General features: G+C 50.3%; 11 protein-coding genes and 2 pseudogenes. 5 read left to right on the plus strand and 8 right to left on the minus strand.

The window, feature by feature from the left end; all coding sequences use genetic code 11:
* Positions 1–175: 175 nt before the first annotated feature.
* Positions 176–664 carry a molybdopterin-dependent oxidoreductase gene (locus H1D41_RS12840; protein ID WP_228849285.1) on the plus strand — a complete coding sequence of 163 codons (489 nt, stop codon included), beginning with the start codon at positions 176–178 and terminating at the stop codon, positions 662–664.
* A gap of 52 nt (positions 665–716) precedes the next feature.
* A complete protein-coding gene (locus H1D41_RS12845; RefSeq protein WP_228849286.1) occupies positions 717–3,188 on the plus strand; it encodes a hybrid sensor histidine kinase/response regulator in 2,472 nt (823 codons plus the stop codon).
* A gap of 144 nt (positions 3,189–3,332) precedes the next feature.
* On the opposite strand, the pseudogene H1D41_RS12850 reads toward H1D41_RS12845, so the two are convergent.
* From H1D41_RS12850 to H1D41_RS12875, 6 genes and pseudogenes are all read right to left on the minus strand, one after another.
* Positions 3,333–4,317: pseudogene (locus H1D41_RS12850) on the minus strand (transposase).
* A 117-nt stretch (positions 4,318–4,434) separates the two neighbouring features.
* Positions 4,435–5,754: an alginate O-acetyltransferase AlgX-related protein gene (locus H1D41_RS12855; RefSeq protein WP_228849287.1), complete on the minus strand. Its 1,320-nt coding sequence runs from the start codon at positions 5,752–5,754 to the stop codon at positions 4,435–4,437.
* Positions 5,751–6,839: an alginate O-acetyltransferase AlgX-related protein gene (locus H1D41_RS12860; protein ID WP_228849288.1), complete on the minus strand. Its 1,089-nt coding sequence runs from the start codon at positions 6,837–6,839 to the stop codon at positions 5,751–5,753. Before H1D41_RS12860 ends, H1D41_RS12855 begins: the two co-directional genes overlap by 4 nt.
* Positions 6,782–8,176, minus strand: coding sequence for an MBOAT family O-acyltransferase (locus H1D41_RS12865; RefSeq protein ID WP_228849289.1), 1,395 nt, complete (start codon positions 8,174–8,176; stop codon positions 6,782–6,784). Before H1D41_RS12865 ends, H1D41_RS12860 begins: the two co-directional genes overlap by 58 nt.
* A gap of 6 nt (positions 8,177–8,182) precedes the next feature.
* A complete protein-coding gene (locus H1D41_RS12870; protein WP_228849290.1) occupies positions 8,183–8,776 on the minus strand; it encodes an alginate O-acetyltransferase AlgF in 594 nt (197 codons plus the stop codon).
* A gap of 299 nt (positions 8,777–9,075) precedes the next feature.
* On the minus strand, positions 9,076–9,534 hold the full coding sequence (locus tag H1D41_RS12875) for a hypothetical protein (protein WP_228849291.1): 459 nt from the start codon (positions 9,532–9,534) through the stop codon (positions 9,076–9,078).
* A 437-nt stretch (positions 9,535–9,971) separates the two neighbouring features.
* Between H1D41_RS12875 and H1D41_RS12880 the strand changes: the two genes are divergently transcribed.
* The 3 genes from H1D41_RS12880 to H1D41_RS12890 all read left to right on the plus strand — a co-directional run bounded on the left by H1D41_RS12880 (position 9,972) and on the right by H1D41_RS12890 (position 12,564).
* Complete coding sequence (locus H1D41_RS12880) at positions 9,972–10,865, plus strand: LysR family transcriptional regulator (protein WP_228849292.1); 894 nt, start codon at positions 9,972–9,974, stop codon at positions 10,863–10,865.
* A gap of 114 nt (positions 10,866–10,979) precedes the next feature.
* A complete protein-coding gene (locus tag H1D41_RS12885) occupies positions 10,980–11,468 on the plus strand; it encodes a hypothetical protein (protein WP_228849293.1) in 489 nt (162 codons plus the stop codon).
* 22 nt (positions 11,469–11,490) lie between these two features.
* The gene (locus H1D41_RS12890; protein WP_228849294.1) at positions 11,491–12,564 is read left to right on the plus strand and encodes an NAD(P)H-dependent flavin oxidoreductase; all 1,074 of its coding nucleotides are present in this window, start codon (positions 11,491–11,493) and stop codon (positions 12,562–12,564) included.
* A 57-nt stretch (positions 12,565–12,621) separates the two neighbouring features.
* On the opposite strand, the gene H1D41_RS12895 is transcribed toward H1D41_RS12890, so the two are convergent.
* A complete protein-coding gene (locus tag H1D41_RS12895) occupies positions 12,622–12,957 on the minus strand; it encodes a hypothetical protein (RefSeq protein WP_228849295.1) in 336 nt (111 codons plus the stop codon).
* Positions 12,927–14,041: pseudogene (locus tag H1D41_RS12900) on the minus strand (hypothetical protein); the annotation flags it as partial. The pseudogene H1D41_RS12900 and the gene H1D41_RS12895, both read right to left, overlap by 31 nt.

Genomic DNA, 14,041 nt, shown 5'->3' on the forward strand with positions numbered 1-14,041 from the left:
TTTGCACGTTCTCCATCCGTCCGGGTCGTTATTCAGGGCAGGTTTGATCTTCCTTTTCGGTATACAGTACATACGAAAGGATAGGTCCCTGACCCTTTGCACCCATCCTGAATTTTCAAACCAGACTAACCTTACCTGATCAAATGAGATTATAGACAGGGGAGGTTGCCCAATCATGAACCGTATTTTCCGCGTCATAAGTACGATACTCGCCATTTCTGCCGCAAATGTGGCATTCGCGGGTGATGTTATTCTGACCGTTTCCGGCAAAGTTACGACATCAACAGATAGTAATCTGTGGGAGTTCGACAGAGCAGCTTTAGAAGCGCTTCCCACCTCAATGATCCGGACAACAACAATCTGGACCGACGGACCGCAGGTTTTTGAAGGGGTCTCATTGGCGGTGTTGTTGGATCATGTTGGTGTTGAAGGCGGAACAATTCTTGCGGTTGCATTGAATGACTATGCCGTTAAAATCCCAACGACTGACGCAATTGAGGACGGGCCAATCATTGCCTATCAACGGAACGATGCGCCCTTATCCGTCCGCGATCGCGGGCCGCTGTGGATTATATATCCGTTTGACGATAACGAAATATACAGATCGGAAGAATATTATTCGCGCAGTATCTGGCAACTGGATCGTATCGTAATCGAAGATTAAGGGGATAAATATTTCTAAAACACTCCCCCCCCACATCATTAGCCGATGGCGCATGTTTTTTGTGGCTTGCATGATTGTGATCAGCGTTGCCTTTATCGCCCCGCTGGGACGCACAGTTGTTGCAGATCTGGAATCCCTTTCACGTGCAGAAAGCGACGACATAAGTTGGAACGTTGCTCAGGTGGAAATCGAACTTTTACGCATGCAGAATGCTGCATATGCAGCCATGAGTGGCCCGGAATCTGATTTTTCATCTTTCAGGCAGCGGTATGATATTTTTTACAGCCGAATGTCGACACTGTCCCAAAGCGCATTCTATCGTTCTCTGGAAGGCGACAGTCGCGCACAGGGTTTATTCACCTCAGCGCGCGCATTTCTGACAACGGTGACACCGGTGGTAGATGGGCCTGATGACAACCTGCGCGCAAGACTTCCCCTGATCCAAACCCAGATTGAGGTATTGCGTCCGATGCTCAGACAACTCGCTCTCATTGGGCTTGAACATTCGGTAAACCAGGCATCCGCACGCCGTGATAAGCTTACCAGCACACTGATCCGTCTGGCAGTGGCAAGCTTATCGCTGGTCCTGGTCCTGGGGGTTGGCTTCGTCATTTTGCAAAAGCTACTCAGGGCACGCGAACACATCTTGAATGAAAACCGCATCATGCGATCACGTTTTGAAGCGGTGGTCAGCTCTTCTCTGAACGCCGTCCTTGTTGTTGATGTTCATGGAAAAGTAATTGAGTTCAACGGATCAGCCGAAGCCATTTTTGGATATTCTCGCGATGAGGTAATTGGTGAAGAGATGGCCGAGCTAATCGTGCCAGAACACTTGCGTGACATGCATCATCGGGGGATGCAAAGATTTCTTGATACGGGAGAAATGAAGGTCATTGGTGCCGGGCGGGTACGCCTGGAAGCCATGCGTAAATCGGGCGAGATTTTCCCTGTTGAACTGTCAATTTCGCTGGCCGAAGCGGGTGGTGTGCGCGTGTTTGTATCCTATCTGCGCGATATTACACAGGAACTAAAAGCTGAGGATGAATTGCGTAATGCACGCGATAAAGCCCTGGCCGGCGAGAAGGCGAAATCCGAACTGTTAACCGTGATGAGCCATGAGATGCGTACCCCCCTGCATGGCATTCTTGGCTCTCTTGAGTTGATTGACCAAACAGCGATGGACGCGCGGCAAAAACGTCACCTCAATTCGATTGCGGTATCCGGAGAATTGCTGTTGTCGCATGTGAACGACGTCCTTGATCTGTCCAGTCTGACAGCTGGCAACGCTCTACCTGAACAAGCATTGTTTGACTTAGAGGGAGTTGTTCAAAACGTTGTTGACAGTTTGCTTGCCAGTGCGGCGCAAAATGAAAACAGCTTGCAGATCAATTTCCTCACCCCCAATTTGCATACGGTACAAGGGCATAAATCTGCTTTGCAGCAATGTCTGGTAAATCTTGTGGGCAACGCAATCAAGTTTACGAAGAACGGCACGGTTACTATTGAGGTCGAAAAATTGTCTCAGGATGATGTTTTTGAGATCCGGGTTTCAGATAACGGTGCGGGTATTTCCCCTGAAAACCTGACGCGCGTTTTTGAAGAATTTGTCACACTTGATGCCACATATGCACGGGAAAATACCGGAACAGGTTTGGGCCTGGCGATCACCAGGCGCCTGGTCGAAGCGATGGGCGGTGAAATCTCTGTCGACAGCGTGCTTGGTGAAGGCAGCATGTTTACAGTGCGATTGACATTGCTATCGGCAAGCCCGATCGGAAATCTTCAGCGACCTCAGCAAAACAACAGCCCTGCAGTAAATGCGGATGGGCTGCGTGCCCTCATTGTTGATGACAATGAAATCAACCGTCTTATCCTGGTGGATATCTTACAGGATATGAAATTTGATGTCGCTGAGGCGGCAGATGGATATGAGGCAATCAGACAAGTGGCAGCGGGTTATTTTGACGTTGTATTTCTGGATATCAGCATGCCCGGAATTGATGGCATAGAAACGCTAGATCGTCTCCGACAGTTGGATGTGGCATGGCGTGATTTACCTGCCATTGGGGTGACAGCACATGTCTCACCAAGTGATCATGACGTTATTTTAAAGGCCGACTTTTCGGATCTTTTGTTGAAACCGGTTGACGTGCCCGGGTTGCAGAAGCGGCTTGCGATGGTTCTTGGGCTTAAGTCGGATACGGTTCCCCCAGCAAACATCGACGATCAGGTTCATGTCTTCATCAGGAGATTTGGGTCGGTCAAATATGATCAATCTGTACTTGAGTTAAAACAAGGTGTTACAAAATTACTGCGTGATTTTGATCAATCCCCTTTACTGACACCAGAAATAAAACAATGCGCACATAAGCTTGCCGGAAGCGCCGCGATCCTGGGGGAAACGAAGCTGCACCACGTATTGCAAGAGATCGAAGCATGTAAAAACACTGAAGGTTTGATTGAGTGTTTCAATACGCTGCGGACCCAAAACACAACAGTAGATAATGCCGACCACGGACGGTAACAAATCACCTCCTGTGACAAGAAAAGATAGTAGTGAAAGCCGTTACCAAAAGGTTAATTTAATGACCACTTAGGGCCTATTCTGTTGAAAAACTCGGGTTTTTCGCGGGACGGCTTCACAGGATGAATGGCTTCCGCCTCTATTTCACAGGACGGCTCTGGCCTGCCTCGCGTTTGGTGCCAGCTTGGCTAACTTTTTGAGGTTCTGGGCGGTTGCGGCGAGAATAAATTCATCATGTGCGCCACATGCGTTGCCGGCAGGGTTATGGCAAAGCCATGATCCCGAGAGGGGCCGCGCAATCGAAGCCGCTCTAAGCCGTGAATGCGTTTCAGGTGGGCGAACGACATTTCGACCTTTTTGCGCAGTCGGCATGAGATGGCATATTGCTGCGGTTGCGACAGGGCGCGCGGGCGACATCCCGAGATGGTTCATAAATGGAGCGTGTAACTTTCCGCTGTGGCTCCCTGGGACAGCATCGCTGTTTGAGAGGGCAAATGTCGCAGTCGAATTGGCTTGCCTTGTAACGGATTGTCTCATCTTTGTTTATTCGCGAACAGCGCGTGGTGCATCCTCTGGGTCAATTCCCTCAGGATCCCAATCTGCCTTTGGCATAGATTTTTGACGATTGGCATTAGCGGCAATGATGCTTGCGTCCGCTGCGTATCTCTGACCGCTTGCGAGACCTGCACCGATGCATTGCGCGACAACGTTTTCGAACACATGCCGCAGGAGATCACTGTCACGGAACCGGCCATGCCTATTCTTGGAAAAGGTCGAGTGATCCGGAATTGTGTCCGCCAAATCCAACTTACAAAACCAGCGATATGCCAAGTTGAGATGGACTTCATCACACAAGCGCCGTTCAGAACGAATACCCATGATATAGCCAACCAGCAACATGCGCATCATCAGTTCAGGATCAATCGAGGGACGCCCAGTTGAGCTATAGAACTGCGCCAGATGCCCACGCACCCCAGATAGATCGATGATCCCGTCAATTGCCCGCAAGACATGATCAACAGGAACATGATCCTCGATAGAGAAGTCATTCCCTCTCATGGTTTGTGATACAAACCATTGCCAGTCATCGAAACAGGGCGCTTTGCGTTTCTTGCCTTGGTCCCAACATCCAAACAATCTCCTATCTCAATAAGGAAATTGAAGCAGTCAGGCGTAACTAAATCAACAAGAGTTTTTCAACAGAATAAGCTGAGTGATGCCATGCCAGCTTAGAATCCACTGGAGATTAGTGGCCTGCAAAGCTCAGCAATCTGATCTCCCCGTCGGTTAAGTCTTCTTGGCGATCGAAACGCAATCTGATGCTTTCCGGACGCGCCGTTCCGAGCATCCCTATATCGACCCACCAGTCGGCAAATTGACCATGTGCCGCCATAGAACGCTTACGTCGTAATTGGATGGTTTTCATTCGGCCGTTTGGAAATGTCAGATCCACCTTAATCCACCGGACACTCAACGTGTTCAGACGGACATGGAGTAGCTCAGCCTCGCGGGTTTCTAACGGCAATTGAAAAGACGCCTCGCCGTCAGTAATCATGCGGAACTGGCTCGTGATGATCTCACTGCCAGATGCGCGTAACACGCCAAGCAATTGGCGCAGAGCACTGGCTTGAGGTACTTCGGTGTAAGGAAACTCCCAGATCACCAACTCGGGTGCGTTATTGCCAAATCCGCCGGACAGGGCAAATGCTTCAAGTGGGCCAATCAACCCGCCACCAGACACAGACGCGTTGATGACGTCCCGACCCAAAGCCGACGATATCGCATCCGCAACCTGGTATTGGTCACGTTTATAGCGGTCACTGAAACTGGTACCAAAAAGCATTGCCTCGGGTACATCACTGGCTTCATCCAACAGGCCAGGGCTATTTTCCTCACGCACAACTGAGTAATCAAATTGGTATGTTGCTTCAGCATCACCACGATGCCCGCATGTGGCATCCACAATATCGCTGAGCGAGCCGCGTTCATCAAACACGCCATTGTTCGGCATATCGGACAGGTCAAAGCCCGGGGCGACATTCAGAGCTTCAGCGAGCGCCAGGGCACTTCGTGCTGCACCCGTGTTGGTCCAATGTGTATCACGGCGAAAGTAATATTCTGTCGCGGGATCAGCCAGTGCGACCCGCAACGAATTGGGCACCACAGCCCCGGCTGATCGCATTTGTTCGAGGAATTTTTCAAATGACACGGCTGCTTCATTCACATTGTAGATACCTGATGCACCGAGCGTTTCGTTCACGATTTCCTGGCCGGCAATGACAGCACGCGGGGGAGCGACCATAATCGCCAGCAAGATATTACGGCGCTCAAATTCACCGATGACCGCACGCATAAGGCCTTCTGCTTCGGTGGACATCATAAAATCCGGATCCAGTTGATCTGATGTGAAAATCCAACCGTTGTCCGTATTGCTGTATATCGGTGCCAGTCGTTTATATCGGTCTGCAAGTTGGCTTTCATGCATCAGCGCATCACAATAGGGGACGCCCAATGCAGATGTTCCGAGCAGAACAGTAGCGACAACAGATAAGCAAAGCGAATTCATGTCATATCCTCCATATTGATGTAACGTTCTGGAATTTCCCAAATGACGACTTCGGGAAATGTTTCGGCGGTTACCAGTGTATCCAAGAACCTGCGCATTGGACTGAACGGGCCGTTGCCTTCTTCCGCATAACTGATCAGATCAAGCCCAAGTTCCTGACGCAGAAAACCGGGGAAATTGAATTCCTGGCGTGCAGAAAAGCTGGTTCCCACCAAAGCGACGGGGACTTCAGCATTTCCAAACATCGCGCTGGCACCCGCCGTACTGACCGTTACGGATGGGCGAATGCGTTCGATTGTTGGCCCCGTCATCGAACGAAAGGGGCCGGTATCGATTAATGTCAGCAAATCGCCCTCAAACGGTTTGGACGTGGATGTGGTTGTTTCAAATACAACACGGCCAGTCATCTCAAGTTTCCGCGCGATTTCCTGTGCAGATAACCTCGCGCCGTGGGGGCTCCAATGGGTGTCGGTGATCATAAAGGTTTCACCACTCTCACGCCCGGCTATCAGAACCGCGCGCAAATCAATTGCCGTTAAGCCGTGCCTGCGAAGGATCGCTTGCAATGCCGCATATCTGGCTTCAAGACCTATCATACGGTCATGATCAAGCTTGTCAGAATAGATCCTGGATTTATCAGGTACGATTACGGGTATCAGTCGAATATCGTACTGGTTCAAGTGATAGGAAACCTCAAGAAGTTCGGCTTCAAAATCAAATGCCTCCGGAAGCACAAATTCTTCAGCTGTGAACAGCCAGCCATCTTTGCCGGATACCACTTGTGTGCCTGTCTGCCCCAGAATGCCATATCCAAAAGCATTCCAGACATGAATTGCCCGGCTGCGCAGAGGCAGGTTTTCAGTAAACTTATTTTCAACCGCACGTTGGTACTGCCCGGCCCAGGGCGTTCGATCGTATAGCCGCAGATCCGTGCGTGCCAAACCCATAGCGCCAACACCGATCGTCAATGCCGCAATCGCTGTGGTGCTTATCTGCGGTGCTTTTAAATTATGCATTATGACGTCTCCTAAAACTGAAAGTAGAGGAATGGGGAAAATGTGCGGGCCATCATCACCATTGCGCAAAGGCCAAACAGGAACACTGATGTGACATGCGACAGTGCCCCCCGCATCCGAAATTCTGCAAGGTGACCATATGTGAACAAACACGCAATAATCAGCATGATGAATTCGAGCGGCTGATTGAAATGCACTGTTTGTGGGCTGATTGCGATGCCATTTTTTCCAATCATGCCCGCGTATATGGCAAAAGCGTCCGAAACGTTGGGGGCGCGAAACATCACCCAGCCCAGCATCACCGCCAGCATCGTAAGAGGCCAGCCGAGATAGCGTGGCCAGATACTTGCCCGGCGTGTCTGTGCATGCTGCGTTTTCCAGCGCTCCAGAGCCAGAAAGGTTCCGTGCCAGCCGCCCCAAAGGATAAAGGTCCAGTTGGCCCCATGCCACAAACCGCCCAGCACCATCGTCAGCATCAGATTGCGATAGGTTTTGAACGTACCTTTTCGGTTCCCCCCCAGCGGCACATACAGGTAATCACGCAACCAGTTTGAAAGGCTAATATGCCAACGTCGCCAAAACTCGGTTATGGATTGGCTGACATAAGGCGCGTTGAAGTTTTCAACAAAGCGAAACCCGATCATAAGACCCAGACCGATGGCCATTGCAGAATAACCCGCAAAATCAAAAAACAATTGCATTGAATAGGCCAGCGCGCCCAACCAGGCCTCTGCCAGAGTGGGATGGGACAATGCGAACATGCGATCGACCATCGGTGCAATGCTATCCGCCACCAGAAGTTTCATCGCAAGACCTGTCACAAAACGACCAACCCCGGCAGTGAAAATTTCAAGACTATGCTGACGCTCTGAAAACTGATCGGCAAGGTCTTTATATCGAAGAACCGGACCCGCGATAAGTTGGGGGAATAGCGCTGTAAATGCCAGAAAATCAGTCAGATTGCGCGCGGGTGGGGCGTCTTTTCTGGCGACATCTAGGATGTAACTTATCGACTGAAACGTCAGAAACGAGATACCGATAGGCAAGAGGATCTGTATCGCAAGTGATGTCGTAATCCCCAGGATGTTCAGGGCCGGCGCCATATTCTCAAGCACAAAATATGTATATTTAAAGTAGGCTAACACAGCAAGGTCCAGCGCGATCCCGATCCCAATGGCCCAATTGCGTTTTTGTTGTGTACGACAGGTTATAGCCAGGCTGGCTGCGACGTAGCTGATGACAGATATGCCGACCACCACCAACAAATACCCCAGTTTCCACCAACCATAAAATACGTAGCTGGCAACTAGAATAAGCAGAGATCGATGCTGTAAAGGCGCAAGATAATAGGCTGTTAAAAACAGCGGCAAAAATGCGAACAAAAAGATGGGCGATGAGAAAACCATTTTTGTTCACTTCGCCACAACAACCGGGCCAAAGGTATTTGGGATCATCATGATGTCGTCACCTACGACAACAAAGGTTATATTTTGCCCCCGCCGCAATGTGACGTCGAATTCCTTTGACCCGTGACTTGCCACCACCTGCAGGGTGGCGGTCACTGGGTTCACGGCTCTTATCGCGGCTGTCTTTGGGGCGACCTCGTCAATAACGCCCGGGCCGCCCCCGGAAACCACAACCGATGCGTCACTGTCATCTGCATTGAGAAGGATCAGGTGAACTTTGGAGGCTCGTTCTCTCGGCGGCTCAGAAATAATGGCCACCTGTGCGCTCTCAATTGGAATGATACTGTAATAGCCCCCTGGGCTGATATTGGTGAAAAAGCCGGCCGAAATGGCAATATAAGTATTCGCAGGTAAGTCTCGTTCAGCAAGCGAACTACCCCACACTGGCTCTGACCAGGGAGCATCATCTCCGATCCAACGAATGAAGACGGAATCCGCGGGCGGAGGCGTTCCATAAAGCCCTGTATCAGTTGTGTCGGTTAAGCCGGGTTTCGCGCAAAAGATTGCAGCTATAATTACACCAGTAGATAAATTCCGCATCGCATAAACTCCTTCGATCAGAAGGATAGGCGATAGGAAGCGTTTACCATTGAACGCATTGGATTAAGCCAACTGTACAGAAGGATATAGTGTTCGGTTCTTACATTTATCAAACCAAACGAGAGTAGTTTTCCGGTTATTTGGTTGTACGTAATATTGTGCAATATGGCCTCGGGTATTTAGAGAAACCGACTTCCGCTTTGGGCTGGGTGCCGTCAATCACAGAGGCAAAAACTATGCAAATCCCCCACTGCCGGGGCAAAACGTATCGCTGCAACGCCGCAAGTCAGCAACGAGCCCTAATTACCTCGTATGCGTGTGCCGTCGTCAAAACAAACCATCTGTTGATCCGATCGATTTTCATACCGTAAGCGAATTTCTTCAGTGAGCATGTCGATAGCGTTTGGGTATTGACGCGATGAACGGGCAAAACCTTGTTGTGCGAGGGATTGTTCGAATTGATGGGCAGACGGAGTTTCAAAAAAATCCCGACCTAAGAAATTAGTGCTGCCTTTAAAGTTAACTTTGTGATCATCAGAAGACGCAAGATATAGAAATACGGTTGATAACACTCCGTTTTTGGCGGTAATCTCAACCCCATCATCCGGTAACTCAAAGCATGTCGCGTCGACTTCTGGGTCATCGCCTTGGTTAAATCGTCGCGCTGACAGAAGAAGTGAAATGTTTTCGACGGACGTACCCAATGGCAAAATTATGACTGTCTCGCCAAGCGTCAACTCTATATATGGGACGGTCATTGTCGTTGGCTTCCTCTATCTGCTCAGCCGAGTGTCTGACTTTGGGCCCCAATTAGCAAGGCAGCTTTGTCCGCATAGCAGAACTTAGCACCGAAGAAATGCTGCGACAACGTACCAATGTCCGCTTCGGTGAAGCTGCAATGCAGCGAAACCAAGCTGTGCGAAGGCTTGGTTAGCGTCGGATGCAAGACTTTGCATATGTCACTATCTGCCCATTGCCGTCCTTGGTGGAGAAGGCATCTAAGGTCGGCTTTCCGCCTTTGGGAAAGGTTGTAGCAATGGCCCTAAGCAATGCATGGAGGTTGCGTCGTGGCCGTCGGTGGAATTGCATTCAGTCTCTCTCAAGTGAATTTCTGCCATCATATGCCCCACATCCTTTCTAAATTATCCCTTCATTAGACAGGGTAAGTATATTCCCATATAGAGATGAAAATTGAATGTATCGCTCTAATATGGAGATCATTGTGAAGATCAAATCGTTACATACTTTTACAACCGTCGCCAGAATCGGAACCATTGGCGGTGCATCGAAAGAGCTGAATTGCGTTCAGTCGAACGTAACCACCCGGATCAAGGCATTAGAGGCAGAAGTGGGTGTCAGCCTTTTTAATCGAAGTCGCACCGGAATGACTTTGACGTCCGCGGGCGTCGCGTTCCTGCCCTATGCGCAAGAGGTCATTCATGCCGAAGAGCGCGCCCGTGCTTCGATTGAATCCTTCGAAAGTTCGGTTCGTATGCTCAGAATCGGCAGCATGGAGAGTACTCTTGCTGTGCGCTTGCCTGGTATTCTCTCGTCATTGCGCGCAAAAAAACCGAACCTTCGGCTGCACATTCATTCAGGGCCAACCGAAGAGCTGATCGTAAAACTGTTGCAGGATCAAATTGATATCGCGCTGATTGGGGGGAAGTTCACACATCCAGAGTTGCGGGGGTATCCGCTGTTTGCGGAAGAAATGGTGATGATCTCGGCAACGGAATTTGAAACGCCGGAAGACCTAAAATCGCTTCCCGTAATCGTATTCAAGCAGGGCTGTTCGTACCGGGACTACTCTCGTCGCTGGATGCGCAAGTCTGGTCTTGCCCCCAATGAGATATTCGAGCTGGGGACGCTTGATGGCATATTGGGATGTGTTGCATCTGGTGTTGGTGTCAGCTGCCTACCGCGGTCCGTTGTAGATGGAAGCCAACTTCGCAACCTGCTGCGAATACACACATTGGATGACCCTGAACGCTTCATCGATACATATGCCATGCTCAATCCAAAATCGGTTCGCAACGGTGCCGTGGAAGCATTTCTACATGATGCACGAACAACATTGCTCTCAAATTAGGAGAACCGTTTTGAACTTGAACTTCTCTAGTTGAGAATGTTGACATCAAGAATTTGAACTAAAACGGATGACGGCTACAAGCTATGCTCCTCTCACTCATTGAGGAGACCTAATGTGAAACTCAAAGACACAGGATTGCATTTCGGCATCGTAAGTGTGTTTGCCCATTGGGCAGGTGCGATTTGCATTCTGTGTTTTGCGGTTGGTGTCGTATGGGAGATCGTCAACCCGTCGCATCAGATCCAGGCCTTTATCCAAAGCATTGCCTGTCTCATCGCCTGCCTTCATGTGTTCCGGTTGGTATGGCGACTGAGAAAGTACCATCCGGACCTGTCGGGTGGGGAAAATCCTGCCCAGGTTTTGTCTGCAAACGGCGTTGCTTTTGGGGTGTTGTCGGCGGGGGCCGTCTTGCTCGCAATGCTCTGGATCAGAGAAGGGGGCGCGATTGTTGGGGATTCTTGGTGGTTCACATCATTGTACTGGCTGGGATTTGTCTTCTTTCTTCCTCGCTTACTGCTGCACCTCTTTGAGGTTTCCGGCCATGTTTTCAAGTTCAGAGATGAGAGCCGGAACCGCATGTTTGATATCGCTATTGAGCTTTAGTCCACCCCGAGAAAGGAATTCTATGTCCTATCAATCAGACATCCTCGACAAACTTGGTCTAACGTCGCCAATCATTCAGGCACCGATGGCAGGCGTTTCGACGCCGGAAATGGCTGCGGCTGTATCCAACGCTGGTGGCCTTGGATCTATGGGGCTTGGCGCTTCTTCGGTCACAGGGGCCCGCGAGATGATCCACCAAGCCAAAGCTTTGACCGGACGCGCATTTAATGTGAATGTATTCTGCCATCGCCCGGCTCTTTCTAACCCCGAAAAAGAAACGGCATGGTCAGCGCTTTTGGCGTCAGAGTTTGACCGTTTTCACGCATCCCCTCCTGCACAATTGACAGAAGTCTACATGTCCTTTCTGAAAAATGACGCCATGTTTGAAATGCTGTTAAACGAACGCCCTGCAGTAGTCAGCTTTCACTTCGGTCTTCCTCGGGAGGTACAGATCAAGGCGCTTAAACAGCGCGGGATTATCTTGCTTGCTACTGCAACAAACCTAGAAGAAGCGAAGCAGATTGAAGCCGCAGGCATTGACGCTGTTGTTGCACAAGGGTGGGAAGCTGGCGGACACCGGGGTTGTTTCGACGATCGGACCGGAGATGATCAGAATGGTACTTTTGCGCTGGTGCGTATCTTGACACGTAACCTGACAGTTCCAGTGATAGCCGCTGGCGGAATCATGGATGGGGCAGGGATTTGCGCGGCGTTGGGCCTTGGCGCGGTTGCCGCACAATTAGGCACAGCTTTTATTGCTTGTGACGAAAGCGCCGCAAGCATCGGCTATCGTAACGCACTTGCTGGCCCGGGCGCATACCATACCTCCATGACACGAGTTATTTCAGGTCGACCCGCTCGCTGTCTGGCCAATCGGTTTACCGAATGGGGCAAACTCATTGCGGCCGAGAAAGTCCCAGATTACCCTGTCACATACGATGCGGGCAAAGCCCTAAATGCCGCTGCCTTGGCGGGCGAAGAGCCTGGTTATGGAGCGTATTGGGCCGGTCAAGGCGCTCCGCTGTCACGCCCGATGTCGACAACCCAACTGATGCACAATCTGGTCATGGAAATAAATGACCCGCTGAATTTTTGAGTTAGGTACGGTTCTTGAGACGTTCTAATCCCATTCTTCCTTAGTCAGCCAGACGGATCAGGCATCAGAATTGAACTGAAAATCCATGACATCTTTACATCGGAAAACGGGACCAAAGTCATGACCGTCGGGGCGAAAGCGTTCAATGCCTGCCTTGCGTAATTCTCGGGAGATTGCGCGGCTGTCGATGTTCAGGCGTTGGGACAGAAGTTTTACGGTTGTGAATTTTTTATAAAACGCAGCCGCAGATTCAGGCGGGATATGATTCCCATTCCGGTGGGTTTGTGGGTTGAATAATGTGATGGTTGAGACAAACCCAGCCTCAACCATTGCATTTAAATAACCGTTTTTGTTCAAGCCAACTATGAGTGCGAACTCAGCGACGGTTGGCACATCAGGGCGATCAGGTCTGATCGCTGCATCGACCTGATCTTTTCGGACAAAGATGCCTGCATACCCCGCCAGGTCAGGTCGCTTTCCGACATCAAGGTCGCCTGACAGCGCCTCGTGAACAAGAACATCGATCCCGGCGCGTATAGATAGATCCAGAGATCTCGATCGCGTGCAAGTGGTCGCCAGTCGGCGCTGGTTGAAGAAGTGTCCGCGTCATGAAATCTTGCTGGAGCTTCATTCAAAAATCTGGCCTCCAGCTGTTCAACCAGATCTCGGTCGGCCTTTGCAGATTGGTCTTTAATAAAAAGAGCAACCTCTCGCCGACTACTCCAAAGCTGTTCGGATTTTGCGTGCAACATTGTCTCAATCGCTTCATTTGGATCGATTAATTCCATTGCTCTCGCAACATGCAAATAGAGGCGGAGACCTATGTTCCCCGGAAGTTGAAGCCATGAACGAGCGATTGACAAAGAACACTCTTGGCACAGGTCAGCGGCAGCATGAAAACAATCGATAATCAAACGGACCAAATGCAGAATGCCATCTCGGTGTTCATTCTGTTCGTGATCTTCAATGGCAGGCACTGAGGTGTCGTTCAAATCGAAGGTGTTCGTGATTTGCCCAAGCTCCACTTGAACATAAATCGCTTGACGCAACTGGTCAGTGGCAATTTCAACAACACGGTGAGCAGCTTCTGGGAATTTGATCAGCTTGTCGCTCAACTCTCTGGTCTGATAGGTGTCATCGACCGTTAGTCTCGCATAGCAAAGATCACTAATTCTAACAGCCTCCGTTGCAGGAAACTCTTTCTTTTCAGCCATCAGCCTTGGTGAGATGCGAAGATTTGGTGCAACAAAGCCCACCGCTTGCAACAAGTCGCTGTCAAGTAACTCACCGGTCTCAATAACACCGATAAGCTCCCTGTAGCCGACGGAGATATTACGGATTTCAGCTCCATGAACTTTCGCGCAGATTCTGCGGTGGGAATGGGCAAAGAACCAAACATCGGGGCGGTGCTGTTCGATCATGCTATCCAGGTCTGAATGAAAGGCTGCCGACAGCGTGTCGATCTTTCCGGCAGCGG

The sequence above is a fragment of the Halocynthiibacter styelae genome (assembly GCF_016123485.1).
Lineage (GTDB): Bacteria > Pseudomonadota > Alphaproteobacteria > Rhodobacterales > Rhodobacteraceae > Halocynthiibacter > Halocynthiibacter styelae.

What these genes read in the sequence shown, in the direction of transcription:
- H1D41_RS12840 (WP_228849285.1), top strand. Translation starts at nt 176, where the DNA reads ATGAACCGTATTTTCCGCGTCATAAGTACGATACTCGCCATTTCTGCC.
- H1D41_RS12845 (WP_228849286.1), top strand. Translation starts at nt 717, where the DNA reads ATGTTTTTTGTGGCTTGCATGATTGTGATCAGCGTTGCCTTTATCGCC.
- H1D41_RS12855 (WP_228849287.1), bottom strand. Translation starts at nt 5,754, where the DNA reads ATGAATTCGCTTTGCTTATCTGTTGTCGCTACTGTTCTGCTCGGAACA.
- H1D41_RS12865 (WP_228849289.1), bottom strand. Translation starts at nt 8,176, where the DNA reads ATGGTTTTCTCATCGCCCATCTTTTTGTTCGCATTTTTGCCGCTGTTT.
- H1D41_RS12870 (WP_228849290.1), bottom strand. Translation starts at nt 8,776, where the DNA reads ATGCGGAATTTATCTACTGGTGTAATTATAGCTGCAATCTTTTGCGCG.
- H1D41_RS12875 (WP_228849291.1), bottom strand. Translation starts at nt 9,534, where the DNA reads ATGACCGTCCCATATATAGAGTTGACGCTTGGCGAGACAGTCATAATT.
- H1D41_RS12880 (WP_228849292.1), top strand. Translation starts at nt 9,972, where the DNA reads ATGTATCGCTCTAATATGGAGATCATTGTGAAGATCAAATCGTTACAT.
- H1D41_RS12890 (WP_228849294.1), top strand. Translation starts at nt 11,491, where the DNA reads ATGTCCTATCAATCAGACATCCTCGACAAACTTGGTCTAACGTCGCCA.